Raw genomic sequence first — 25,224 nt, forward strand, 5'->3', positions numbered from 1 at the left:
CATTCATCCTTTCGGCGGATACCGGTGTGCGCCCGCGCCGCATAAAGTGGCCGGAACGCCCCCTTTTCCGGAGAACGACATGACGCACCCGCCCCCCCGTACGATCGCGATCACCGGCGCAGGCACCGGCATCGGCGCCGCGTGCGCGCGCCGCTTCGCCCGTCGCGGCGACCGCGTCGTGCTGATCGGGCGCCGCCACGCGCCGCTCGACGCGCTGGCTGCCGAAACGGGCGGCCTCGCGCTAGCGGGCGACGCCGCCGGCACCGCCGACTGGGCCGGCTTCCTGCCGCGCATCGCGGAACGCTTCGGCCGCGTCGATGCGCTCGTCGCATGCGCGGGCGGCCACGGCATCGGCCGCGCGGACGAAACCGACGACGCGCAGTGGTGCGACGCGATGCGCGCGAACCTCGACACAGCATTCGTCAGCGCGCGCGCGTGCCTGCCCGACCTGATCGCGCAGCGCGGCAATATCGTGCTGGTCGCGTCGATCGCGGCGCTCGCGGCCGGGCCCGGCGTATGCGGCTACACGGTCGGCAAGCACGCGCTGCTCGGGCTGGCGCGATCGCTCGCACGCGACTACGGCCCGTACGGCGTGCGGGCGAACGCCGTCTGCCCCGGCTGGGTCCGCACGCCGATGGCCGATGCGGAAATGGCGCCGCTGATGGCCGCGCACGGCGATTCGCTCGACGCTGCGTATGCCCGCGTCAGCGCCGACGTGCCGCTGCGGCGCGCGGCCGACGCCGACGAGATCGCGGCCGTCTGCGCCTTCCTGGCGTCGCCGGACGCATCGTTCGTGACCGGCGCGACGCTCGTCGCGGACGGCGGCGCGACGAGCGTCGACGTGCCGACGCTCGCGTTCGACCGGCTTTGACGCCACCGGAAGGCGTCGCACGCGCCGGCCCGCACCCGAATCCATTAACATCGTCCCGATCCGCCGCCTGGCGCGGCACCGCCACACCGTTCGGAATGCGATGAACATCCGGTTTCTGGAAACCTTCGTCTGGCTCGCGAAGCTGGAAAACTTCCGGCTCACGGCCGAGAAACTGCACACGACGCAGGCCGCCGTGTCGAGCCGCATCGCATCGCTCGAGGAGGCGTTCGACGTGCGCCTGTTCGACCGCAACACGCGCTCGGCCACGCTCACGCCCGCGGGCCGGCGCATGCTGGCCTACGCGGAGCGGATCGTGCGGCTCGACGGCGAAATGCGGCGCGACATCGACGCGGCGAGCGATGCGGGCCTGATCCGGATCGGCGTGATCGAATCGATCGTGCACAGCTGGTTCCCCGCGCTGATGGCGCAGCTGCGCGAGCGCTATCCGCGCCTCGACGTCGAGATCACGAGCGACACGACGTTGCACCTGGTCCGCCTGCTCAGCACCGACGGCGTCGACCTGATTCTGCAGACCGACCCGGTGCCGGGGCCGGACTTCACGAACCTGCCGCTGTGCGAATTCCCGGTGCGCTGGGCCGCGAGCCCGCGCCTCGGGCTCGGCGGCCAGCCGCTCGACGTCGCGCGTCTGGCCGGGTTTCCGATCATCAGCTTCTCGCGCCACTCGGGGCCGCACGCGACGATCGAGCGGCTGTTCGCAGCCGTCGAACGGCCGGCCAGCATCAACTGCATCACGTCGGTCGCCGCGATGATCCGCCTCGTCGCGGACGGCTTCGGCGTGGCCGCGCTGCCGCCCGCGATCATCGGGCGCGAACTGCACGAAGGCACGCTCGAACTGCTCGACGTCGAGCCCGAGTTCCCGGCGCTACCGCTCGTCGCGACGTACCGCAGCCAGGGGCTGCCGGTCGCCGCGCGCATCGCGGAACTCGCGAGCGAAGTCGCGCGCCCGACGGCGGCCGCCGCGAACCTCGCGAAGCCGGCCGCCTCCGATCGCGTCGACGCAGCGCCCACGCGCAACGCAACCGGGACGACGACGAGCACGTCGGCGAAAACGAAGCGCACGGCGAAGGCCGCCTCGCCTGCCATACCTGCCGCGAAACGCCGCCCGCGCCGCTCATAAGAAAACCTGTTCACCGCGAATTTGTTTTCTTGTTGGACGGGCGCGGCCCGTCTTCGGGACACTGGGGTTCCCGACACCACCGTCACGAGGCACCCCGCGATGACCCGCCTTTCCCTTCCGCACGGCCAGCTTTGCGTCTGGACGGATATCGACCCCGCGCACGAAGCCGATTTCAACGCGTGGTACGACCGCGAGCACATGCAGGAGCGTGTCGCGATTCCCGGCTTCACGCATGCGCGGCGGTTTCGCGCGACCGACGGCGGCCCGCGCCGATACCTCGCGCTGTACGTGACCGACGCGCTCGACGTGTTCCGCGGCGACGCATACCGGCGCGCGTTCACGCAGCAGACCGCGTGGTCGCTGGCGAACTTCGAGCGCATGACGGGCACGCAGCGGCGCGTCGGCGAGCTGACGATCGAGGCCGGCGACGGCGAAGGCGCGCATCTCGCGCTGTTCGTGCTGCCGCCGGACCGCATCGACGTGCCGCACCTGCGCGCGCGCTTCGACGCCGCGCTGCACGAACCGGGCATCCATGCCGCACGCCTCTTCCGCACGTCGCCGGACCTGTCCGCGCCGATCGGCGCCGCGTCGGCCGCCCGTCCGGCCGCCGATGCGCTCGTGCTGATCGAAGGCAGCGACGCGGCGGCCACGCGTCGCGTGGCTGCAACGCTCGCCGGGCACGACGACGTGCGCACCTTCGACCTGCTGTGGCGCGCCGCCGCGCCGCTGCCTGCGCGACGACGCGACACCGCAGCCGACCCGGCCGCCGCTGCCGCCCTGCCTGCCTGAACGCTCGACGCCGACGCCCACGCCGGCCCCGCGCTTCATCCCGTCATCCGTCACGACCTGCCCGATACCATGAGCACTCTCGTCCAGCCCGCCGCCCACGCGCCCCGCCGTGTCCGCAACAGCCGACTCGCGACCGCGAGCATGATCGGCACGTCGCTCGAGTGGTACGACTTCACGATCTACAACACGCTCGCCGCGCTCGTTTTCAACCATCTGTTCTTTCCGTCGGTCGATCCGCTGGCCGGCACGATCCTCGCGTTCTCGACCTATGCGGTCGGCTACGTGTCGCGCCCGCTCGGCGGCTTCGTGTTCGGCAACCTCGGCGACCGCATCGGCCGCCGCGCGGTGCTGATGCTCACGCTCGTGCTGATGGGCGTGACGACCGCGCTGATGGGCGCGCTGCCGACCTATGCGCAGGCCGGCATCCTGAGCCCGATCCTGCTCGTCGCGCTGCGTTTCGTGCAGGGCGTCGCGCTCGGCGGCGAATGGGCCGGCGCGGTGCTGCTGTCGGTCGAGCACGGCGACCAGAAACGGCGCGGGCTGTCCGCGTCGTGGACACAGATCGGCCCGTCGTTCGGCACGCTGCTCGGCACCGGCTGCATCGCGCTGGTCACACTGTCCACCACGTCCGACGCGTTCCTGTCGTGGGGCTGGCGCCTGCCGTTCGCGGCCAGCGCGCTGCTCGTCGTGTTCGGCTTCTGGCTGCGGCGCGGCGTCGACGAAACGCCGCAGTTCGAGCAGCTCGCCGAATCGCACGCGACCGCCGACGTGCCCGTCGCCGACGTGCTGAAGTACCACTGGAAGCGCCTGCTGATCGCGGGCGGCTCGCGGATCGGCTCGGACGTGCTGTATGCGCTGATCGTCGTGTTCACGCTGACCTACGTGACGACCGTGCTGCACCTGTCGCGCCCCGTGGCGCTGACGGCCGTGATGATCGGCACGGCCTGCAACGCGCTCTCGGTGCCGTTCTTCGGCGCATTGTCGGACCGTTTCGGCCGTCGGCCCGTGTATCTCGCCGGCGCGCTTGCCGGCATCGTCTGGGCGTTCGCGTTCTTCGCGCTGCTCGATTCGGCGCGCCCCGCGGCGATCGTCGCGGCCGTCGCGATCGGCCTCGTGATCCATGCGGTGATGTACGGCCCGCAAGGCGCGTTCGTGACCGAACAGTTCCCGACGCGCGTGCGCTATGCGGGCGCGTCGCTCGCGTACACGCTCGCCGGCATCGTCGGCGGCGGCTTCGCGCCGCTCGTGATCGCCGCGCTGTTCCGGCAGACGGGCACGACGACGGCCGTGTCGCTGTACGTCACCGCCGCGCTCGTCGTCACGTCGATCGCACTCGTCGCCGCGCGCGAGACCGCGCACCGGCCGCTCGAGGATTGAACGCAGCCGCTCCCCGATTCACTCCTTCGCACTTCAAACGGATAGCCGCATGCCAACCCTGTCGTTCAACGTGATTTCCCCGCAACGCACGCCGGCCGCCGTCGCCGCCGACGTCGAACGCGTCGTGATCGCCGGCTGGGCCGGACGCGACCCGGCCGCGATCCGCGCGCACATCGACGAACTCGCGGCGCTCGGCGTCGCACCGCCGTCGACCACGCCGTGCTTCTATCGCGTGTCGTCCGCGCTGCTCACGCAGGCGCCGTCGATCGGCGTGCTCGGCGCACGCTCGGGCGGCGAAATCGAATGCGTGCTGGTCGACAGCCCGGCCGGCACGCTGGTCACGGTCGGCTCCGATCACACGGATCGCGAAGTCGAAGCGTACGGCGTCGCCGTGTCGAAGCAGGTGTGCGCGAAGCCGCTCGGCCGCGACGCGTGGCGTTATGCGGATGTCGCCGATCACTGGGATACGCTCGAGATGCGTTCGTGGCTGATTGCGCGCGATGGCGAACGGGTGGCGTACCAGCACGGCGCGGTCAGCGGCCTGCTCGCGCCCGACGCGCTGTGGCAGCGGTTCGACGATCGCCGCACGATGCCCGCACGCTGCGCGATGTACGGGGGCACGGTCGCCGTGCACGGCGCGATCGCGGCGATGGACGACGGCGATGCATTCGAGATGGAGTTGCACGATCCGGTGCTCCGACGCAGCTTGCGACACCGGTATGCGGTCGAGGTGTTGCCGGTCGTCGCGTAACGGCGAGCGGAAAGCGCATGGAACACGGGCACGACGGCTTTCAGCCGTCGCGCCCGTTCCTACCTGTACGACTCGAAGCAGTGGTAGTCCGGGAAGTTGAACTGCGAGTTGTCGCAGTACAGCACACCGGCCAGGTTCGCACACCCGCTCAGTGTGAACACGATTGCCCCCGCAACCGACATTTTCCATCCGAAATACCGCATCGCGCCCCCGTTTCCGCCCGATCTGTGTCGATCGACATGATGCGCATCGGACGCACGCGGGTATGTGGAGAATTGTGGTCCCGGGCGTTCTCGGGTTCGCCGTGACGCGTTGCCGTGCACGGGCGCAGCCCGGGCTGCCCGCCCGTGCTCACCCGAGACACCCGAGCCCCGCCAGCGTCGCCTCCACCGCGGTATCGAGCGGCGTCACCGGCTCGCGGCCGAGCACCGCGGTCACGCGCGCGTTGTCCATCCGGATCGGTTCGCGCCACAGGTAACGCATCTCGAGCAATTCGCGCAGCGTCGTGACGAACGGCGCGGCTGCCCACACGAGCCACCACGGGAAATCGCGCAGCGCCGGCCGCATGCCGTGCCGCTGCGCGACGCGTTGCACGGCCAGCGCCATCTGCATGCCGTCTTCGTCCCAATGCCCGCCCAGATGAAATCGCGCGAACGGCTCCAGCGTCTCGCGCCGCTCGATCAACTCGACCATCACGCGGGCCACGTCGGGCACATACGCCCACTGATGGCCGACGCCGCGGCTCGGCACGCGGACGGTCGCGACGGGCCGCCCCGGCTTGACCAACCCCTGGGAAAACCAGCTGTTGCCGAGCTGCGGCCCGAAGAAATCGCCGGCGCGCACGACGATTGCCCGCACGCCGTGCGCGCTGGCGTCCTGCAGCCGCCGCTCCAGCTCGACGCGGATCGCGCCCTTGCGGGTCGCCGGATGCTGCGGCGCATCTTCCCGCAGCACCGGAAACGCATCGGCGCCGAAGTTGTAGACCGTGCCCGGCAGCACGACGGTTGCCTGCGCGGCCCGGGCCGCCGCGATCGTGTTGTCGACCATCGGCAACACCTGCGTAGCCCAGTTCCGGTATCCGGGCGGGTTCACCGCATGCACGATCACGCTGCAGCCGCGTGCGGCGCGCACCACCGCATCGCGATCCAGCGCGTCGCCGCGCACCCACGCGATGCCGTCGCGCGCCACGACCTCGGCATCGAGCCCGCGCTTGAGCGCACGCACCTGCCAGCCCGCATCGCGCAACTGCCGCGCGACTTCCCCGCCGATTCCGCCGCTCGCGCCGAGCACGAGTGCCAGCCGTTGCGTCCCGCCTGCGTTCTTCGCCATTGCCGCTCCCCTTGAATGGAACCATCACGACACGCATTCTGGCGCGCCGCCGGCTATCAAGGAATTGCCTAACCCAACAGATCGGCTATACATTTATGCATGACTACCGATCTGAACTGGGAACGCTACCGCACCTTCCTTGCGGTGCTGACGGAAGGCTCGCTGTCCGGCGCGGCGCGCGCGCTCGGCATCACGCAGCCGACGGCCGGCCGCCATGTCGCGGCGCTCGAAGCGGCGTTCGGCCAGACGTTGTTCACGCGCTCGCCGTCGGGCCTGCTGCCGACCGAGGCCGCGCTCGCGCTGCGCGGCCATGCGGAGGCGCTGCGCAGCGCGGCGGCCGCGTTCGAGCGTGCGGCGGCCAGCCACGGCGCGGGCGTGCGCGGCATCGTGCGGATCTCGGCCAGCGACGTGATCGCCGTCGAGGTGCTGCCGCCGATGCTCGCGCAATTGCGACGCGACCATCCGGGGCTCGTGATCGAGCTGGTGCCGACCGACCGCATCCAGGACGTGCTGAAGCGCGAGGCCGATATCGCGGTCCGGATGGCGCCGCCCGCGCAGGACGCGCTCGTCGCGCGGCGCGTCGGCGAAATCGAGGTCGGGCTGTACGCGCGCGACGATTACCTGGCGCACCACGGCGCGCCCGCGACGATCGACGCGCTCGCGCATCACGCGCTGATCGGCTTCGATACGGTCACGCCGTTCATTCGTTCCGCGGGGCGCGCAATGCCGATGTGGAAGCGCGACGCGTTCGCGCTGCGCACCGACAGCAATCTCGCGCAGCTCGCGATGATCCGTGCCGGCTACGGGATCGGCTTCTGCCAGACGGCGCTCGCGAAACGCGACGCGCGGCTCGTGCGCGTGCTGCCGGGCGGGCCCGCGATGCGGCTGGAAACCTGGGTCGTGATGCACGAAGACCTGCGGACGAGCCCGCGCTGCCGGGCCGTGTTCGATGCACTGGCCAATGGGTTGCGTGCGTATGCGTCCGCGGCCGATGAAGTCGCCGAGTAGAAAGCGGCGTGCGTGAATCGCGCGAGCCGCGTCATTCGTGGGTTTTCCCGGCGAACAGGATGTCGGCGATGCGCCGCCACGGGTTCTCGGGCATGTCGTAGCAGCCCAGCCCCTCTTCCGACGCCTCGGCCCAGTCGATCATCGCCTCCAGGTATTCGCCGATCGAACGGTTTTCCCAGCCGAGCGCCGCATGGGCATACGGCGACAGCGGCGCATCGGCCTCGAGCTGCCGCTCCGTGCGCCAGTCATGGCCGAGCACCCGCAGGAAGTGGACCAGCGAGCGCTCGTCGACCACGCGCTCCAGCGCATGCTGCAGCTTCGCGGCCATCTGGTTCTTCAGTTCGTCGTCGTTCATGCCCGTAGCCCCCTGGCGCGCCCGTCGGTGACGCGCCGCCGCGCGATGCGCGGCATGGTGTTACATCAGCAGCTGACGCGACAGCACCTCGCGCGCCTGGGTGACGGTCTCGCGCTCGCCCGGCAACGGCGGCGTCAGCGAAAACACCGCGTCGGGCAAAGGCGGCAGCCGGTATTTCGTGCCGAGCCGCATCAGGCCGTCGCCGATCGCCGACGCGCACAGGCAGCCGACCCCGAGCCCCGCCGCGAGCATCGACTGCAAGCCCGCGACACCCGACGCGCTGTGCACGAGCACGTACGGCGTGTGTCGTTCGTCGAGCGAACGCACGGCGACCTGATGCATCATGCAGTCGTCCGGCAGCAGCACCAGCGGCAGCGGTTCGGGCAACTGTTCGGCGAGCGCGGGCGATGCGACCCACGACAGCGGTTCGCGCCGCAGCACCCAACGCGTGTCGGCCGACGCCGGCCGGAACGGCCCGCTCGACATGTTCATCACGACGCCGAGGTCGATCTGCCCGCGCGCGTGCGCCGCTTCGATATCCGCGCTCTTCATCGCGCTCACGTGCAGGCTCAACTGCGGGTAGCACTCGCGCAGCCGCGCCAGCATGCCCGCCACTTCATTCGTGCGGTAATAGTCGGTGATCGCGACACGCAGTTCGCCCTTGATCGCCTGCCCGCGCAACTCGTCGAACGCGGCCTCGTTCAACGCGACGATGCGTCGCGCGTGCTGCAGCAGCCGCGAGCCGGCCGGCGTCGGCTCGACGCCGCGCTTGCTGCGCACGAACAACGGCACGCCGGCGCGCGATTCGAGCTTGCGCACCTGCTCGCTGACCGTCGATTGCGACAGGTGCAGCAGCGGCGCGGCGGCGGTCAGGCTGCCGGCATCCGCGACCGCCGCGAAAGTGCGTAACTGATCCAGATCGAAACCGCGCATCGTCATTCCTTATCCATCGATTAACCAGATGGATGCTACCACTCTTTCCCGCTTTTCCGAACCATGACCGATGCTCAGAATAATGGGGCAATGGCCTGCCTGGGTCCCTCATCCATCGGGCCCTCATTTTTTCGGATTCTGCTTCCATGACCAACAACACCCTTGCCCCCTGCGCGCCGGCCGGCGCGGCTGCCGCGACGCTGCGCAGCCACCACGGCTGGGCGCTCGTGGTCCTGCTGGTCGGCGCCATTCTGCCGCCGCTCGACTACTTCATCGTGAACCTCGCGCTCCCGGCCATTCGCGACGGCATCGGCGCACGTCAGGCCGAGTTGCAACTCGTCGTGTCGGCCTATGCGTGCGCGAACGCGGTCGTCCAGATCACCGGCGGGCGCCTCGGCGACCTTTACGGACGCAAACGCATGTTCATGATCGGCATGGCCGGCTTCGTGCTCGCGTCGACGCTGTGCGGGCTCGCCGGCAACGGCACGGTGCTCGTCGGCGGCCGCGTGCTGCAGGGCCTGTTCGCCGCGATCCTCGCGCCGCAGGTGCTCGCGACGATCCGCAGCGTGTTCAGCCCGCAGGAGCAGGTGCGCGTGATGGGCTTCTACGGGTTCGCGTTCGGCCTCGCGGCCGTGATCGGCCAGCTCGGCGGCGGTGCACTGATCAGCCTGCATCCGTTCGGGCTCGGCTGGCGTGCGATCTTCCTCGTCAATCTGCCGATCGGCATCCTGGCGCTGATCGGCAGTTGGCGCTTCATCCCGGAAAACCGCGCGCCGCGCGGCCAGCGCATCGACGTGCCGGGCACGGTGCTGATGTCGCTGTTCCTGCTGATGCTCGTGTACCCGCTCACGCACGGCCGCGAAGCCGGCTGGCCGCTGTGGATGATCGCGTGCGGCGTCGGCGCGCTGCCGATGCTGGGCGCGCTGCTGACGGTCGAAGCGCGCCGGCTCGCGCGCGGCCACGATCCGCTGCTCGACGTGCGTCTGTTCCGCAACCCGGTCGTCGCGCTCGGGCTGCTGCTCGCGTTCCTGTTCTACATGCTGAGCGCGTTCTTCCTGAGCTACGGGATCTATCTGCAGGGCTGCCTGAACTGGTCGCCGCTCGCGTCCGGGTTCGCGATCCTGCCGCTCGGGCTCGGCTTCCTCGCGAGCCCGCTGCTGATGCCGCGCCTCGTCGCCCGCTTCGGCGGCTATCGTGTGCTCACGCTCGGCTTCGCGATGCTCGCGGCCGGCGTCGCGAGCGCCGCCGCGCTCGCCCGCGACGGCGCGCCGGGCCCCGGCTTCTATGCGGGCATCGCGGCGATCGGCATCGGGCAAGGGCTCGTGCTGCCGTCGGTCGTGCGGATCGTGCTCGCGGAAGTCGATGCGGCCCGCGCGGGTGTCGCGTCGGGGATGGTCAGCGCGATGCTGCAGATCGGCGCAGCGGTCGGCGCCGCGACGATCGGCGGCGTGTTCTTCGCGCGGCTCGGCGTGCATCCGGCCGCGCTCGATTACGTGCAGGGGTTCAGGACGTCGATGTTCACGCTGACGGTCGTGTTGCTGGTCTGCATTGCGCTGTCGATGGCGCTCGGGCCGCTGCATCGGCGGCTGCATGCGGATGCGTGACCGCTGACACGCGACGGAATCCGTACCGTCGAGGCGCGTAAAACGAACGCGGCGCATGCGCGGCGCGGCGATGCGCCGGCCTCCGGCTCATCGGTGAGGCTCGCGTTGCGCCTGCCGCGCCTCCCATTCGGCCAGCTCGACGCGATAGCGCGCGAGCGCCTCGTCGTACAGGTCGAAGACGCACGGCGAGCAGCCGCTGTTGCAGCAGTCTTCCAGTTCGGGTTGGATAGGCGGGGTCGGACGGGGATCGTCGACGGACGGATCTCCGGAAGCTTGGTTCGGCAAACGCTCGACAACATCCGCGACGTGCTGGCCGCACTGGGCGGGCAGATGCGCGACGTGATCTCGCTCGTCCATTACGCCACCGACATCGATACGTTCATGCAGACCGGCGACATCCGCGGGACCTACTTCGCCGAACCTTATCCGGTGACGACGACCGTCCAGGTCGAGCGTCTCTACCATCCTGACCTGCTGATCGAGATCGCGGCCATCGCCGAGATTCTGCTCGCGCGGTTTCGTCGTCCCGAGACGGCCGCGTGAAAGACGCCGGCCCCACATGAAGTCGCGCGCCGGTCGCGGCATTTCCAACCGGCGCGCGCTTGCGCGGAACCCGCTCGCTTATTTCGCCGGCGCGCCCGGCTTCACCGCCCCAGGCTTGTCGGCCAGCGGCTGCCACGCGGCGCCGAGCGAATACCAGTCGACGCGGCGCGTGAGCGTCATGATGCCGGCGAGAATCGCGAACAGCAGCAGCGAACCGAGTATCAGCGCATTGTCCTCCGACAGCAGCAGCCCGTAGAGCGCCGCGTACAACATCGCGAGCAGCGCGGCGAACGTCGCGCCGCGCCTCACGCTGTGCAGCACGAACGACAGGTAGAAGCCGAGCAGCCCGATGCATGCGCCGCTCGCCGCGAGATACGCATAGCCGAACGCAATGTGCTCGGACAAGCTCAGCAGCAGCAGGAAGAACAGCGCGAGCGACAGGCCGACCAGCGTGTACTGGATCGGGTGAATGCGCAGCCGCTTCACGAGCTCGTACATGAAGAAGCTCGCGAACGTGAGCATCACGAACAGCGCGCCGTACTTCGTCGCGCGCTCGGCCTGCAGATAGACGTTCACGGGTTCGATCACCGATACCGACGCCATCTCGATCCCGCCGTCGCCGTTGCCGGACGCCACCTGCTCGCGCGCCTTCGTGTTGAACGACGTCACGTGCCAGTTACTGACGAAGCCGCGCGCATCGATCGTGCGCTCCGCCGGCAGGAATTCGCCGCCGAAGCTCGGATGCGGCCACGTCGATTTCAGCGAAAAGTCGTTCTGGTCGCCCACCGGCGCGAACGCGACCGATTCGGCGCCCGCTAGCGGCAGGCCGATGCTGAACGGCACGACCGTCGCCCCGGCGTTTGCGTCCGCCAGCGCCGTGAGATCGACGTTCGCATGCACGCCCTGGCGCAGGCCGTCGAGCCGCGTGCCCTGCTCCACGTCGATCCGCTTGCCGCCGACGCGCAGATCGGGCTGCGCCTTCAGCCCGCGAAGGTCGCCAATGCCGAGCGCGACATAGGCGTCGTCGACCTTGAAGCTCACGTGGCCGTCGGTTTGCGGCAGCTTCTTCAGGTCCGGCAGCGGCAGCGTGCCCGTCATCCGGCTGTCGAGCCCGTACACGAGCGCCTTGTGAATGCCGCGATAGCGCACGCTGACCGACAGCGTGCCGTCGACGTTCAGCGTCTTCGGGAACACGAGCAGCCGTTTCTCCTCGCTTTTCAGGGTGGTTTTCGCCTTACCGCCGGCGCGCACGTCTTCGCTCACGCGCGTGACTTCCGTGTAATGGACGACGAGCACCGGCCCCGTCACCGTCTGCGGCCCCGCATAGCTCGCCCAGATACTCTGCAGCGCGCTTTGCCGATAGTCGGCGCGTTCCCGCACGATGCTCTGGACCATCTGCAGCGGGATCAGGATCGCCAGCGCGAGAAGCGCGGTAATCATGGACTTGAACAACAGGACTCGATTCATTGCTGGCATGTACCGGAGTGGAAGGTACGGCCAGCATGAGCGGCCCCGGTGAAGCGCGATTGAAGCCGGCGTGAAGCGAATGTGTGGCGGGTGTGAAGCGCGCGGTCAGCCCGCCGACGGCAACGTGAGCGTCGCGCACGCGCCGCCTTCCGCGCGGTTCGCGAGCGCGACCTGGCCACGGTGAAGCATCGCGACTTCGCGGACGAAGCACAGCCCCAGGCCCGTGCTGCGATCCTGCCCGTCCGGGCGCGGCAGCGAATAGAAACGTTCGAACACGCGCGACAGCGCATAGTCGGGCACGCCCGGACCGTCGTCCGCGACGCGCACGACCGCGACGTGCGCTCGGCCCGCCGGCTGCCGCTCGAGCGCGATCCGGATCGTGCTGCCTTGCGGCGCGAAATCCAGCGCGTTGTCGAGCAGGTTGCCGAGCGCCTGCCGCAGCAGGAACGGATCGCCGTCGACGACCGCCGCACCGCCCCCGTCGGCCGTATCGTTCGCATCGATGCGCAGGCTCACGCCGCGCTGCCGCGCGCGCGGCTCGATATCGTCGACGAGCTGCTCGAGCACCGGTTGCAGCGCGACCGGCTCGTGCACCGACAGGCGCTGCTTCTGCTCGACCTCGGCCAGCGCGAGCAGCTTGCGGATCATCTGTTCGAGGCGGCCGGCCTGACGGCGGATGTTCTCGGTGAAACGCCTGCGGTTCGCGACCGGCATGTCCTCCTGCAACAGCTCGGCCGCGCCGCTGATCGCGGCCAGCGGGCTTTTCATCTCGTGCGTGAGCGTGTGGATGTAGGTTTCGACGTACTGCCGGTCTTCCAGCCGCTGATGCATGCTTTCCACCGCGCGTCCGAGCTCGGCCAGCTCGTTCGCGCCCTGCAGCGGCATCGACGCGCGCTCGCCGGCCGCGATCGCCCGCGCATAGCGCTGCAGGCGCCGCAACCCGAGCACCAGCCACCACGTGCACGCGGCGCCGATCAGGATCGCGCCGCCCATCAGCAACGCGCCGTACAGCATGATCTTGCGCTGGCTGCGCGCGATGAACGGCGCGACCGTCTGGTTCGGCTTCGCGATCGTCAGCACGCCGATGATCTCGTTGCCGCGCCGGATCGGCGCCGCCACGTGCATCACGGTGCTGCTGTCGTCGTTCGGATCGCTGCGCGTGCTGCGCGCGCCGTATTCGCCGCGCAGCGTCCGGTACACGTCGTTCCAGCGCGAATAGTCCTGCCCGACCGCGCGGCCGGCCGAGTCGTAGCGCACGATGCCGTGTGCGTCGGTAATGTAGAGACGGTAGCCGATCGCGTTCTTCTGGATGCCCCACACGTTCGCGCTGACCGGGCGCTCGTGCAGTTTCCCGAGCTGCCGTGCGAACGCACCGTCGGCGATATGGCCGTTCGCCATGTCGTCGGCGGCCAGTGTCGCCAGCACCTGCGCGGTATCGACGAGCGTGTCCTCCATCGCTTCGCGCACGCCGGGCTTCACCTCCTGCACGAACACGCGCAGCGTGATCAGCGCGGCCAGGCCGACGATCAGGAAAAAGCCGAAGAAGATGCGCAGGCCGATATGCATGGGCGGTGCCGGTCGTTACGGTTGCAGCGAATAACCCATCCCGCGATGCGTGCGGATCGGGTCGCGCTCGGGATCGATCGCACGCAGCTTCGCGCGCAGCGTCTTGACGTGCGTGTCGACCGTGCGGTCGGTCGAATCGAGCGCCTCGTGCCACACGAGATCCATCAATTGTTCGCGCGAATAGATGCGCCCCGGATGCCGGACCAGCAGCGCCAGCAGCCCGAATTCGTAGCGCGTGAGGTCCAGCGCGTGGCCAAGCCACGACACGCGCGCACCGTCGGCGTCGAGCGCGAAGCCGGTGGCGACCGGTGCAGACACATGCGCCGATGCGGATACGGATGCAGATGCGGGCGCCGGTTCCGGCGTGGCCGCCCGGTGGAAGCGGCGCAGGATCACGCGCACCCGCGCGGCCAGCTCGCGCGGCGAAAACGGCTTGACGACGTAATCGTCGGCACCGATCTCGAGCCCGACGATCCGGTCGATCTCGTCGTGCCGCGCGGTCAGGAAAATCACCGGAATATCGGTGAACGTGCGCAGCCGCCGGCATACCTCGAAGCCGCTGAGGTCCGGCAGACCGACGTCGAGCACCACGAGATCGACACGCGTGTCGCGCAGGCGGTCGAGCGCCGCCTGCCCGAGCGTGCAGTGAACGGTCTGCATGCCGTCGGTGCCGAGGGCGTAGACGATCGTGTCCGCGATCGCCTGTTCGTCTTCGACGATCAGAATGGTGGGCTGAGTCATGGTCTCGGGGTCGGGTCGCGCAATCCGGTGCGACATTGTACGCACGGCCGGCGTTGGCGAGCCCCCTCCCCCGCGCGCTACGCGACGCGCCCGCTCACCGGAATCGACGCACCGGTGATCGCCTGCGCATCGTCCGACAGCAGGAATCCGATCGTCGCCGCGAGCTGTTCGGGTCGCACCCAGCGCGAGAAGTCGGCGTCGGGCATGTCCTTGCGGTTCGGCGGCGTGTCGATGATGCTCGGCAGCAGCGCGTTCACGGTCACGCCGCGATCGAGCAGTTCCGCCGCCAGCGCCTCGGTGAGCCGCGCGACACCCGCCTTCGCGGCCGCATACGCGCCCATCCCCACGCCGGCCTTGAATGCCGCGCCCGCGCCGATGTTGACGATGCGGCCGGCCCGGCTCGCCGCCAGGTACGGCAGCGCGGCCTTCGACGCGTTCAGCGCCGTCTTCACGTTCAGTTCGTACATGCGGTCCCACGTGGCGGCGTCGCCGTCGGCGATCGTCTGCCACGTGAATGCACCGGCGATGTTCAGCAGCGCGTCGACGCGGCCGAATTCGCGGTTGACCGTTTCGAGCGCCTGCACGGCGGCCTGCGGATCGACGAGATCGATGCCGCCGATGCGCAGCGCATCGGCCGGCACGCCGGGCAGCGCCTGCGCCGCCGGGGCCGCGCCGCGGCCGATCAGCGCGACGCGTGCGCCGCGCTCGCCGAGCCACGCGGCCGTCGCGATGCCCAGATGACCGAAGCCGCCGGTGATCGCGACTGCCTTGCCTTTCAGGTCGTGTTCCATCGATGTGTTCTCCCGGATCGAGGGTGATTGGATCAAATGCCGACAGCGTAGCGCCGTTCACGCGTTCGTGCGCCCGGCGACGAGGGTGCAGCGATACGGTTGGGCCGTCGTTTCGCCGTGATTATCGGGCACCGGCCGGCTGCGGCATCGCGAGACGGATCGCAAGCCCGTGCATCGCCGGCGAAACCCGACAAGCGCGCAGTCGGACGGCCGGGCATAATGCGCGATGCCCGCCACGCGCGGCGCGCGGCACGACAGCCGGGCCGGCCTGCCCGACGGCCCGTGTCGCCGCCGGCTCTCGCATCCCGAACCTCAACCCGTCAATCCCATGCAAGTACTCGTCATCGGAACCGGCAAGCTCGCCCACGAGCTGCTCGGCTCGCACCAGCTCGACCCGGCCACCTGTCGCGTGATGCCGTGGTCGGACAGCACGCGGACCGACGCCCGGTCGATCGTCGTCCATGCCGGCTCCGGCCGCGAACTCGCCGTGGCGATCGCGTTCTGCCAGGCCACGGCGTCGCCGCTCGTCGAGTTGTCGACCGGCTCCGACCTCGAAACCGGGACGTACGGCTTTCCGGTCGTGCTGTGTCCGAACACGAACATCCTGATGCTCAAGTTCATGAGCATGCTGGAAACCAGCGGCCACCTGTTTCGCGACTGCGCAATCAGCGTGACCGAGTCGCATCAGGCCGGCAAGACGTCCGTCCCCGGCACGGCCGTCGGCATCGCCCAGGCACTTGGCGTGCAGCCGGCCGCCATCCGCTCCGTGCGCGACCCGGCCGTGCAGCGCAGCGAATTCGGCATCCCCGACGATCAGCTCGGCCGCCATGCGGTTCACCGGATACGCATCGACGACGGCACATGCAGCCTGCAGTTCGAATCGCGCGTATCCGGTGCGACGCCCTATGCGGACGGCGTATCGCGCATCGTCGAGGCCGTCCGGCAGCACGAGCTCGAGCAACGTCGCTATTCGATCGTCGAATTCATCCGCAACGGCTGGCTGTAGTCGCGGCGGAGGCAGCGGCAGGCACGGCCCCGCATCGCGCGGGCCGCACGCCGACGCCGGCGCGGCCTCGCCGCAACCGCCGCCTCGCCGGCCCACCGCTACCCGTCCCCCAGCACCGCCCCGCTCTCCGGCAAGGTCGCCCCGCCGTCGACGACGATCGTTTGCCCGGTGATGTACGAAGCGTCGGCCGATGCGAGAAACAGCATCGCATTCGCGATGTCCTCGGGCTCGCCCATCCGTGCCAGCGGAATGTCGCGCGCGATTTGCGCCGCGACCGACGCGTCGCCGAGATTGCCGGCCGCCGGCGTGCGGATCATTCCCGGTTCGACGCCGTTGACCGTCACGTTGCGGCGCGCCAGCTCCAGCGCCGCCGCCCGAATGAAGCCGTTCACGCCGGCCTTCGACGCCGCGTAATGCGCAAGCCCCGGATAGGCGACGCGCGGCCCCGTCACCGACGACGTGACGAGCAGCCGCCCGGCCCCTGCGCGCTCGAACGCCGGCAACGCGGCCTGCGCGAGCCAGAACAGCGCCGACAGGTTGACCGACAGCGTGCGCTCGAGCGTCGGTTCGTCGATCCGTGCGAACGGCGTCAACGGAAAATACGCGGCATTGTGGACGACGACATCGAGCCGGCCGCCATCGCGCTCGACCGCCGCCACGAGCGCAGCCAGTTCATCCCGGCGCGCGGCATCGACCCGATACGCGCGTGCCGTGCCGCCCGTACCGGCCAGCGCGTCGGCCTGCGCGGCTGCCGCGTCGCCGTTCAGGTCGGCGAGCGCGACGAACGCGTCGGATTCCGCGAAGCGGCGGGCGATCGCCGCGCCGATCCCTTGTGCGGCGCCCGTGACGAGCACGACACGCCCGCTGAAATCTGCACGCACGCGGCCGCTGCCCGGCACGGCAGTCATCGCTGCCCCTCGCCGCCGAGCGGGTGCACGGTTTCGTTCAGCACCTGCGCGTAAGCGCCGATCGGGAAATTCGACAGCGTGCCGAAATCGCCGCCCTGATAGCCGAAGATCTTGCCGTCGGTCTTGCGCTGCGCGAGATCGATCAGCACGACGCCGAGCGTCGGCACCACCTTTTCGCGCCACACGAACAGATACAGCTCGTCCGCGATCCTGAAGTAATGACAGCGGTCGACGTCGGCCAGCCCGCGTTCGACGCCCTGCAGGCACTGCCACGCGTAGAAATTCTCGTTCAGATAGATGTGCTCGTAGCATTCGGTCGGGCTGTAGCGGTACATCGTCCGCTTGCCGATCAGCTCGCGCGTGGGCGCATGCAGCGGCCCCGGCCGAGCGTGGCCGCCGAGCGTGCCGTGCCGGAATTGCGCATCGACGGCCGTCAACGGCAGCCCGCGCGCGACGCGCGTGAACGCATCGATGCGCGTGTCGGCTTCCGTCGGCAGGGTCCCGACGACCGCCGTCCACACGCCGGTGTCGAGATCGATCACGAGACTCACCGATGTCGCGCGAGCGGTGGCATCGATGTAGTCGACGAAGTACAGGCCGTCGCGCAGCCGCGTCACGCGGCACGGCGCGCGGCCGCCCGTATCGGTCGCCGGATCGCGCCACTGCAGCGCGCCCGGCTCGAACGTATGGACGCGCCACACGCCCGCTGCGTCGCCGAGCGCCAGCGTCCGCCCGACGAGCGCGTCGACGGGTGCGAGGACGTTCGCTTCCGGCGCGAAGCCGTCCGCCAGTGCGCCCACCTGAATGAATACCGGATCCTGTCGTTCCACCTGCCGTCTCCCGCGCAGCTTCAGGCCCGGCGGGCCGTGTACGCTGCTCATGCGCACATGGTGCGGGCGGCGTGCGCCGCGCGGTATCCGCCAAAAGGATGAAGGGCGCGCGGCGCCGGAACGCGCTAGAGTGCACGTGATCCGCGCCGCGACCGGCGCGAGGAGCGCACATGCACCGTGTCATCCATTACCGACGCAGCGATGAAGGCATCGAGGCAATCAGCCTCGAATCCGATCGCGCGTTTCCGCGCCACGCGCACGACGAATTCGGGGTCGGCGTGATCGTCAGCGGTGCGCACCGGTCGTGGAGCAGCCGCGGGCAAGTCGACGCGCTGGCCGGCGACGCGATCATGGTCAACCCCGGCGAGATGCACGACGGCTCGCCGCTCGAGGCCGGCGCCGGCCGGCGCTGGCGGATGCTGTACCTCGCCCCCGCGCTGGTCGAGGGCGTCGCGGCGGAAGAAGGCCTCGGCGGCGTCGAGCTTGCGCACCCGGCCGTGCGCGACGCGCGGCTCGCCGCCGCGGTCGGCCGGCTGCATGCGCGCATCGTCGCAGGCGAAACCCAGCCGCTGGCCCGCGACGAAGCGCTCGTGATGCTCGTCGCCGGTTTGCTCGCCCGGCATGCCAACCGCACGCTGCCGGCGGCGGGCGTCGCGCCGGCGGTCCGCGTCGCCCGCGAGCGGCTCGACGCAGCGCCGGGCGCGCCCGTGTCGCTCGCCGAGCTGGCCGACCTGAGCGGCGTCAGCCGCTTCCAGTTGCTGCGCGGCTTCGCGCGCGAGCTCGGCATCACGCCGCATGCCTATCTGGTTCAGCAGCGCACGCGGCTCGCACGTGCGCTGCTGGCCGGCGGCCTGCCGATCGCCGATGCCGCGGCCGAGGCCGGCTTTGCGGATCAGAGCCACCTGACGCGCGCGTTCGCGCGCCAGTTCGGGATCACGCCGGGGCGGTTCACACAGGCGGGCTGAGTCGCGCTGTCGTCCGCGCAGTTCGAGGCCGTCGAGCGCCCTGCATTCGCAGGCGATTGCCGCCTCGACGGCGGCCGCGACCGATTGCGTCCGTCCATGTCGACGGCGCACCGCATTCGACGCCTCCCCTTGCTGCAATTTCGTTCAAGACGCGCGCTAGCCGGTGCGCGACGATGCGGCACATGAAGACACGACTGATCGGCTATCTCTATCTCGCCGCCGCGATGGCAGGCGTCGGCAGCACCGTCATCGCGAGCCGTCTCGCGGCCGGCGGCCTGCCGCCGTTCACGGCCACCGCGCTGCGCTTCCTGATCGCGACCCCGCTGCTGCTCGCGCTGATGCACGCGCAGCGCATGCGCTGGCCGCGCATTTGCGCACGCGACGCCGTGCTGCTCGTGATCCAGGCCGCGGCGGGCGGCGTCGGCTACACGGTGCTGCTGATCAGCGGCACGAAGCTGTCGTCGCCGCTCGATGCGGGCGTGATGCTCGGCACGCTGCCGGCGATGTCGACGCTGATCGCGGCCGTCGTGCTGCGCGAGCGGCAGACGCCGCGCGACTGGCTGGCCGCCGCGCTCGCCACGGCCGGCGTGCTGTTCGTCACGTTCGCGCCGGGCCACGCGATGCCGTCGCTCCAGACGCTTGCCGGCGATGCGCTGGTGCTGGCGGCCGTCGCATGCGAAGCGGTCTTCATCCTGCTCAACCGGCGGCTCGCCGCGCCGTTGCCGCCGCTCGCGCTTTCCACCGCGATGTCGGGCCTCGGCTTCGTGCTCGCACTCGTGCCGGCCGCGTTCGAATGGCATGCGCTGACGAGCGGCTGGACCGTCGGCGCGGTGTCGGCGATCGCGTACTACGCGTTGATTCCGACCGTGCTCGGCTACCTGTGCTGGTATGCGGGCTCGGCGCGCACGAGCGGCACCGAAGCGGCCCTCTTCACGGCGGTCGCGCCGGTTTCGGCCGTGCTGTTCGCGGTCGTCCTGTTCGGCGAAACGCTGACCGGCACGCGCGTCGCGGGCATCGCGCTCGTCGTCGCCGGCATGCTCGTCGGCGCGACGCGACGGCGCGAGCGGCCCGTCGAAGAATCACGCACGACGCTCGCCGCGCGGACCGCCACCGACTGACTCGCGTTCATCGCGCCCGCGGAAACGGCGGCGGCCCTCCCGTCGCGTCGCCGGTCGATCCCGCCTTCGCGCGACACGGCCGGCGCCTGTAGGAATGTGTCCGCGCACCGCAAAACCGTTGCGCGCGACTGCGCAAGATGCAATATTCGCGTGGCCGGGCCCTTTGACAACCATCGAACGACAATCCCCACGCAATGAACAGGAAGGAAGCCAAAACAAGAATCGCGGTGCTGCTATCCGCGGGAACGAGGAAGGCCGACGCGCTGGCCGAACTGTCCGGACAGGGGCTCAAGGATCGCGTGCTCGCGCAGTTGATCGCGTCGCGCCCGGATCCCGAACGCTGCCGCAAGAACAAGGTGCACATCCGGATCCTGATCGGCCTCGGCGTCGCCCAGTTGGTCATCAGCCTGATGCTTGCGTACTACTTCTTCGCGTCCGGCGCCGGCGGCGTCCTCGTCACCGTCTTCCTTGCGTTGACCGTCCCGCTGTCGCTGCTGTTCATCTGGGGCTTCGCGACCCATCGTGTCGGTGCGTATCACGCGTTCATCCTGCTGTCGCTGCTGCAGATGCCGAAGACCGTCGCCGATCTCGGGCGCGATCCGTCGTCCGCGCTGCCGAGCCTCGCGATCACGGCCGTGCTCGTCGGTTACGTGTGGTTCGTCCGCAACCGGTTGTTCCCCGACTACGGCTGGTTCACGCCGCGCAAGGTCGAAGGCCGCTACGCGTTCGTGGAACGCGCCTGACGCCACGACGTCGCGTCGGGCGCAAAAAAAGGCGCCAGGCCTTCCCGCCATCGCGGAAAGGCCCGGCGCCTTCTGCATTCCGGAACCGATCGGCTTACTTCGCCTTTTCGGCCGAATCGCTGATCGCCTGGCCACCCTTCGAAATATCCTGGCCCATGCCTGCGACCGTGTTGCAACCGGCGAGCGCGGCGGTCACCACCAGCAGCATTGCAGCAATCGTACGCGTCATTCTCATTCTCCTTCGAATCAACAAGCCCGACCGGGCGAATCGTTTGTGGCGTGGCGCCCGGCACGCTGCCGGACACGGGGCCTGACCTGATTATACGGAGGCGCGCGCCAATACGGCCCCGCGCGCTCGCAGATTTTTCTTGACTTCATCGCGCCACCCACTAATATACGCATCGCGTATATTTTCCGCCCAGGAGCCGCCGATGACCGTCCCCCAGCAAGCCTTCCTCCGCGACGCGATGCGCCGCCTCAACATGACCCGCGAGGCATTCGCGAATCGCATCGGCGTCAGCCGACGTGCGCTGGATACCTGGCTGCTTCCGGACGATTCGCAGGAATCGCGCGGCATGCCGGAGATCGTCGAGCGCTTCGTGTCGGAAATCGTCGAACGCTCGGCGCCGGACGGCGAAAACTATACGCAAAGCGTAGACAAACAAGGGCTCGCGAAGCAATTCCTGTTCGAAGGCAAGCCGCAATTGATCTCGGTCGACCAGTTCTCGCGGGATTCGGTCGAGGCGCTGTTCCGCGTGGCCGACGTCATGCAGCCGATCGCGCGACGCCACAAGATTTCGCGGGTGCTCGAAGGCGCCGTGCTCGGCAACCTGTTCTTCGAAGCCAGCACGCGCACGCGCGTGTCGTTCGGCGCGGCCTTCTGCCGGCTCGGCGGCTCGGTGTGCGACACGACGGGCTTCACGTTCTCGTCGATGGCCAAGGGTGAATCGATCTACGACACGAGCCGCGTAATGGCCGGCTACGTCGACGCGCTCGTGATCCGTCATCCGGAAAAAGGCTCGGTGGCCGAATTCGCACGCGCGACCAACCTGCCGGTGATCAACGGCGGCGACGGCCCCGGCGAGCACCCGAGCCAGGCGCTGCTCGACCTCTATACGATCCAGCGCGAGTTTTCGCGGCTCGGCAAGATCGTCGACGGCGCGCACATCGCGCTGGTCGGCGACCTGAAGTACGGCCGCACCGTGCACTCGCTCGTCAAGCTGCTCGCGCTGTACCGCGGGCTGAAGTTCACGCTCGTGTCGCCGCCGACGCTCGAGATGCCGGCGTACATCGTCGACCAGATCGCGACGAATGGCCATGTGGTCGAGCAGACGAACGACCTCGCGGCCGGGCTGCGCGGCGCGGACGTCGTCTACGCGACGCGGATCCAGAAGGAGCGCTTCACCGACGAGTCGTTCGAAGGCTACACGCCGGATTTCCAGATCAACCAGGCGCTCGTCGACTCGGTATGCAAGCCCGACACGCTGATCATGCATCCGTTGCCGCGCGACAGCCGGCCCGGCGCGAACGACCTGTCGGTCGACCTGAACCGCGACCCGCGTCTCGCGATCTTCCGGCAGACCGACAACGGCATTCCGGTGCGGATGGCGATTTTCGCGGTATTGCTCGGCGTCGAGAACCTCGTCCAGCATTCGATGCGCGACGCGACGTGGCGCCCGCCGGCGTACCTCGGGCCGGAGGATGCGGTGTTTCACGGCATCGACTGACGCCGCACCGGCGTGTCGCGCCCGCCTGCCATTGGCTGGCGCAGCGGGCACGCTCGCTCGGTTCGAAACGCGCCGCATTGCACGGCGCGTTTTTCGTTTCGGCGCGGTTGACGGAGGCTGGCAACCGGAAGCTACCGCGCCCACGGATCGATCGCTCTAAGCCCCACCGTCTCGAACGGCGCACCTCGCGAGTGGCCGCGATCACGCCGTTCGCCCCGGCCGATCGGCCATTTCCGCCGACCAGCCGCCGCCACCCCTCCGCAACATTCGTCAACGATTCCCTTACAAACGATAACAAGAACGCTTCTCATTCAACCAAAAATTACATAGAATGCCGCCTGAAAACAAATCGTAATAATTCCCGGCGGCATGCACATTTCCGCAGCGTCCCGGGGCCACACCGCGAGGTCGAAGCGCACCATGAAGTCCCGTCCCGACGAGCTGAAGCTCGGTAAATTCACCACCCTGTGCAGCGTGCTCGCCGCGAGCCCCGCGTTCGCCGACGGCACGCCGCCCGCGGCGCCCGCCAGCACCGAAGGCCACCTCGCGCCGATCGAGATCCAGGGCAAGACCGAGCACAGCTACAAGGCCGACTTTTCCGCTTCCGCGAAATTCACCGCGCCGCTCGTCGACACGCCGAAATCCGTCACCGTGATCCCGCAGGAACTGATCCAGAGCAGCGGCGCGGCAACGCTGACCGAAGCGCTGCGCACGGTGCCCGGCATCACGTTCGGCGCCGGCGAAGGCGGCAATCCGCTCGGCGACCGTCCGTTCATCCGCGGCTACGACACGCAGGGCAGCATGTTCGTCGACGGCATGCGCGATACGGGCGCCACCACGCGCGAGATCTTCAACACCGAGCGCGTCGAGATCACCAAGGGTTCCGACGGCGCCTACGGCGGCCGCGGCGGCGCCGGCGGCAGCATCAACCTGATCACGAAGGCCCCGCATCTGGGCACGACGGCCGCCGCGAGCGCGGGCCTCGGCACCGACCGCTATCGCCGCTTCACCGCCGACGGCAACTGGCAGTTCGCCGATCACGCCGCGTTCCGCCTGAACCTGATGAGCCACAACAACGACGTCGCCGGCCGCGATGCCGTCAACAACGAGCGCTGGGGCGTCGCGCCGTCGATCGCGTTCGGCCTCGGCACGCCGACGCGCGTGACCGCGAGCTACTACCACCTGCAGACGGACGACATGCCCGACGGCGGCATCCCGTACTTCTACACGACGTCGAACAAGCCCGCGAACGTCGGCACGATCTATCCGGCGCCCGTCGATCGCCACAACTTCTACGGCCTGATCGACCGCGACTTCCGCAAGACCACGTCGGACATCAGCACGATCAAGATCGAGCACGACATCACGCCGAACCTCACGGTGCGCAACACCACGCGCTACACGGAATCGACGCAGGACTACATCTGGACGCAGCCGGACGACAGCCAGGGCAACGTGGTGAACGGCAAGGTCTGGCGCCGCAACAACAACCGCGACAGCTCGATCAACAGCCTCGCGAACCTGACCGAGCTGTTCGGCGAATTCCGTACGGGCCCGTTCAAGCACAGCTTCACGACCGGTATCGAGCTGACGCGCGAATGGGGCAAGCGCGATTCGTACACGGTCGCGACCGACAAGGGCACGATCTGCCAGAAAGGCATCGGCGCGCCGTCGGGCTACAACTGCACGAGCCTCTGGTCGCCGAACCCGAACGATCCGTGGGCCGGTTCGATCACGCGCAACAACGACTACGCGCATGCGCGCACGACGACGAAGTCGATCTACGGCTTCGACACGATCGAGCTCACGCCGCGCTGGCAGGTGAACGCCGGCGTACGCGTCGACGACTACTCGACCCGCTTCACCGATACCGCGGCCAACGGCGGCAAGACCTATACGCGCGACGACACGCTGTTCAACTGGCAGGCCGGCCTCGTGTTCAAGCCCGCGCAGAACGGCAGCATCTACGCGTCGTATGCGACGTCGTCGACGCCCGCCGGCATGCTGCTCGGCGAAGGCAGCGAAACGCAGTCGCTCACGCCGGGCCGCGGCGGCGTCGGGCCCAACGCCGACCAGATGGCGCCCGAGAAGAACCGCAGTATCGAGCTCGGCACGAAGTGGAACGTGCTGAACGACAAGCTGTCGCTGACGGCCGCGCTGTTCCAGATCGATACGACGAACGCGCGCGTGACGCTGCCGAACAATCAGTACGCGATGGTCGGCAACAAGCGCGTGCAGGGTCTCGAGCTCGGCCTCGCCGGCCAGATCACGAAGCAATGGCAGGTGTTCGGCGGCTACACGTACATGAAGAGCGAACTGCGCGACAACGGCAAGGACGCCGCGAACAACGGCAACCGCTTCCCGAACACGCCGAAGCACAGCCTCACGATGTGGTCGAACTACGACGTCACGCCGAAGTTCACGGTCGGCGGCGGCGCGTTCTACATGTCGGAAGTGTTCGGCGATCCCGCGAACCTGCGCGCCGTGCCGTCGTACTGGCGCTTCGACGCGATGGCGCAGTACCGGATCAACAAGAAGCTCGACCTGCAGCTGAACGTGAACAACCTGTTCAACCGCACCTACTTCGATCAGGCGTATCCGGCGCACTATGCGTCGATCGCCCCGGGCCGCTCGGCGTTCGTCACGCTGAACGCGCGCTACTGA

General features: G+C 69.1%; 24 protein-coding genes and 1 pseudogene. 14 read left to right on the forward strand and 11 right to left on the reverse strand.

Going from position 1 to position 25,224, the window contains the following annotated elements; genetic code table 11:
• Positions 1-79 precede the first annotated feature (79 nt).
• The 5 genes from WS54_RS08865 (at position 80) to WS54_RS08885 (ending at position 4,926) form a co-directional block, all read left to right on the forward strand.
• Positions 80-871, forward strand: a complete 792-nt coding sequence (locus WS54_RS08865; protein ID WP_034204487.1) for an SDR family NAD(P)-dependent oxidoreductase — start codon at positions 80-82, stop codon at positions 869-871.
• A 100-nt stretch (positions 872-971) separates the two neighbouring features.
• A complete protein-coding gene (locus WS54_RS08870; RefSeq protein ID WP_059780592.1) occupies positions 972-2,009 on the forward strand; it encodes a LysR family transcriptional regulator in 1,038 nt (345 codons plus the stop codon).
• Positions 2,010-2,108: 99 nt separating this feature from the next.
• On the forward strand, positions 2,109-2,798 hold the full coding sequence (locus WS54_RS08875) for a DUF4286 family protein (protein WP_059780593.1): 690 nt from the start codon (positions 2,109-2,111) through the stop codon (positions 2,796-2,798).
• A 141-nt stretch (positions 2,799-2,939) separates the two neighbouring features.
• On the forward strand, positions 2,940-4,175 hold the full coding sequence (locus WS54_RS08880; RefSeq protein ID WP_442861312.1) for an MFS transporter: 1,236 nt from the start codon (positions 2,940-2,942) through the stop codon (positions 4,173-4,175).
• Between the two features lie 49 nt (positions 4,176-4,224).
• The gene (locus WS54_RS08885) at positions 4,225-4,926 is read left to right on the forward strand and encodes a DUF2848 domain-containing protein (RefSeq protein ID WP_059780594.1); all 702 of its coding nucleotides are present in this window, start codon (positions 4,225-4,227) and stop codon (positions 4,924-4,926) included.
• Between the two features lie 351 nt (positions 4,927-5,277).
• Here WS54_RS08885 and WS54_RS08890 read toward each other — a convergent pair whose 3' ends face one another.
• On the reverse strand, positions 5,278-6,255 hold the full coding sequence (locus WS54_RS08890; protein WP_059780595.1) for an NAD-dependent epimerase/dehydratase family protein: 978 nt from the start codon (positions 6,253-6,255) through the stop codon (positions 5,278-5,280).
• A gap of 99 nt (positions 6,256-6,354) precedes the next feature.
• Between WS54_RS08890 and WS54_RS08895 the strand changes: the two genes are divergently transcribed.
• Positions 6,355-7,263: a LysR family transcriptional regulator gene (locus WS54_RS08895; RefSeq protein WP_059780596.1), complete on the forward strand. Its 909-nt coding sequence runs from the start codon at positions 6,355-6,357 to the stop codon at positions 7,261-7,263.
• Between the two features lie 31 nt (positions 7,264-7,294).
• On the opposite strand, the gene WS54_RS08900 is transcribed toward WS54_RS08895, so the two are convergent.
• Both WS54_RS08900 and WS54_RS08905 read right to left on the reverse strand, forming a co-directional pair.
• Entirely contained in the window at positions 7,295-7,618 is a 324-nt protein-coding gene (locus tag WS54_RS08900; protein WP_034204480.1) for a DUF7660 family protein, read from the reverse strand.
• A gap of 60 nt (positions 7,619-7,678) precedes the next feature.
• Positions 7,679-8,551, reverse strand: coding sequence for a LysR family transcriptional regulator (locus WS54_RS08905; RefSeq protein ID WP_059502813.1), 873 nt, complete (start codon positions 8,549-8,551; stop codon positions 7,679-7,681).
• A 146-nt stretch (positions 8,552-8,697) separates the two neighbouring features.
• Between WS54_RS08905 and WS54_RS08910 the strand changes: the two genes are divergently transcribed.
• A complete protein-coding gene (locus tag WS54_RS08910; protein WP_059780597.1) occupies positions 8,698-10,155 on the forward strand; it encodes an MFS transporter in 1,458 nt (485 codons plus the stop codon).
• An 87-nt stretch (positions 10,156-10,242) separates the two neighbouring features.
• Here WS54_RS08910 and WS54_RS34205 read toward each other — a convergent pair.
• Positions 10,243-10,341 (reverse strand): annotated as a pseudogene (locus tag WS54_RS34205) (oxidoreductase-like domain-containing protein); the annotation flags it as partial.
• Here WS54_RS34205 and WS54_RS08920 point away from each other — a divergent pair.
• Positions 10,300-10,698 carry a RidA family protein gene (locus WS54_RS08920; RefSeq protein WP_082725047.1) on the forward strand — a complete coding sequence of 133 codons (399 nt, stop codon included), beginning with the start codon at positions 10,300-10,302 and terminating at the stop codon, positions 10,696-10,698. The pseudogene WS54_RS34205 and the gene WS54_RS08920 sit on opposite strands and share 42 nt — an antisense overlap.
• A gap of 78 nt (positions 10,699-10,776) precedes the next feature.
• Here the strand turns inward: WS54_RS08920 and creD are convergent, their stop codons facing one another.
• The 4 genes from creD to WS54_RS08940 all read right to left on the reverse strand — a co-directional run bounded on the left by creD (position 10,777) and on the right by WS54_RS08940 (position 15,263).
• Positions 10,777-12,165: a cell envelope integrity protein CreD gene (gene creD / locus WS54_RS08925; protein WP_059780598.1), complete on the reverse strand. Its 1,389-nt coding sequence runs from the start codon at positions 12,163-12,165 to the stop codon at positions 10,777-10,779.
• A 105-nt stretch (positions 12,166-12,270) separates the two neighbouring features.
• Positions 12,271-13,731, reverse strand: coding sequence for a two-component system sensor histidine kinase CreC (gene creC, locus WS54_RS08930; protein ID WP_059780599.1), 1,461 nt, complete (start codon positions 13,729-13,731; stop codon positions 12,271-12,273).
• 15 nt (positions 13,732-13,746) lie between these two features.
• A complete protein-coding gene (gene creB, locus WS54_RS08935; protein ID WP_059780600.1) occupies positions 13,747-14,472 on the reverse strand; it encodes a two-component system response regulator CreB in 726 nt (241 codons plus the stop codon).
• Positions 14,473-14,549: 77 nt separating this feature from the next.
• Entirely contained in the window at positions 14,550-15,263 is a 714-nt protein-coding gene (locus WS54_RS08940) for an SDR family NAD(P)-dependent oxidoreductase (protein ID WP_059780601.1), read from the reverse strand.
• A gap of 328 nt (positions 15,264-15,591) precedes the next feature.
• Here WS54_RS08940 and WS54_RS08945 point away from each other — a divergent pair, with 328 nt between their 5' ends.
• On the forward strand, positions 15,592-16,269 hold the full coding sequence (locus WS54_RS08945; RefSeq protein WP_059780602.1) for a dihydrodipicolinate reductase C-terminal domain-containing protein: 678 nt from the start codon (positions 15,592-15,594) through the stop codon (positions 16,267-16,269).
• Between the two features lie 98 nt (positions 16,270-16,367).
• Here WS54_RS08945 and WS54_RS08950 read toward each other — a convergent pair whose 3' ends face one another.
• Together WS54_RS08950 and WS54_RS08955 are read right to left on the reverse strand one after the other, a co-directional pair.
• Positions 16,368-17,177 (reverse strand): SDR family oxidoreductase, encoded by an 810-nt coding sequence (locus WS54_RS08950; protein ID WP_059780603.1) that lies wholly within the window; start codon positions 17,175-17,177, stop codon positions 16,368-16,370.
• Positions 17,174-18,007 carry a molybdenum cofactor biosynthesis F family protein gene (locus WS54_RS08955; protein WP_059780665.1) on the reverse strand — a complete coding sequence of 278 codons (834 nt, stop codon included), beginning with the start codon at positions 18,005-18,007 and terminating at the stop codon, positions 17,174-17,176. Before WS54_RS08955 ends, WS54_RS08950 begins: the two co-directional genes overlap by 4 nt.
• Positions 18,008-18,177: 170 nt before the next feature.
• On the opposite strand from WS54_RS08955, the gene WS54_RS08960 reads away from it, so the two are divergent.
• The 3 genes from WS54_RS08960 (at position 18,178) to WS54_RS08970 (ending at position 20,833) form a co-directional block, all read left to right on the forward strand.
• The gene (locus WS54_RS08960; protein WP_059780604.1) at positions 18,178-18,972 is read left to right on the forward strand and encodes an AraC family transcriptional regulator; all 795 of its coding nucleotides are present in this window, start codon (positions 18,178-18,180) and stop codon (positions 18,970-18,972) included.
• A 182-nt stretch (positions 18,973-19,154) separates the two neighbouring features.
• Positions 19,155-20,090 (forward strand): DMT family transporter, encoded by a 936-nt coding sequence (locus WS54_RS08965; protein WP_059780666.1) that lies wholly within the window; start codon positions 19,155-19,157, stop codon positions 20,088-20,090.
• A gap of 194 nt (positions 20,091-20,284) precedes the next feature.
• Positions 20,285-20,833 carry a hypothetical protein gene (locus WS54_RS08970; protein WP_034204472.1) on the forward strand — a complete coding sequence of 183 codons (549 nt, stop codon included), beginning with the start codon at positions 20,285-20,287 and terminating at the stop codon, positions 20,831-20,833.
• 94 nt (positions 20,834-20,927) lie between these two features.
• On the opposite strand, the gene WS54_RS08975 is transcribed toward WS54_RS08970, so the two are convergent.
• Entirely contained in the window at positions 20,928-21,062 is a 135-nt protein-coding gene (locus tag WS54_RS08975) for an entericidin A/B family lipoprotein (RefSeq protein WP_034204471.1), read from the reverse strand.
• Positions 21,063-21,264: 202 nt separating this feature from the next.
• Here WS54_RS08975 and WS54_RS08980 point away from each other — a divergent pair, with 202 nt between their 5' ends.
• Both WS54_RS08980 and WS54_RS08985 read left to right on the forward strand, forming a co-directional pair.
• The gene (locus tag WS54_RS08980; protein WP_059780605.1) at positions 21,265-22,560 is read left to right on the forward strand and encodes an aspartate carbamoyltransferase; all 1,296 of its coding nucleotides are present in this window, start codon (positions 21,265-21,267) and stop codon (positions 22,558-22,560) included.
• A gap of 420 nt (positions 22,561-22,980) precedes the next feature.
• The gene (locus tag WS54_RS08985) at positions 22,981-25,224 is read left to right on the forward strand and encodes a TonB-dependent receptor (protein WP_059780606.1); all 2,244 of its coding nucleotides are present in this window, start codon (positions 22,981-22,983) and stop codon (positions 25,222-25,224) included.

The organism is Burkholderia sp. NRF60-BP8, from assembly GCF_001522585.2.
GTDB lineage: Bacteria > Pseudomonadota > Gammaproteobacteria > Burkholderiales > Burkholderiaceae > Burkholderia.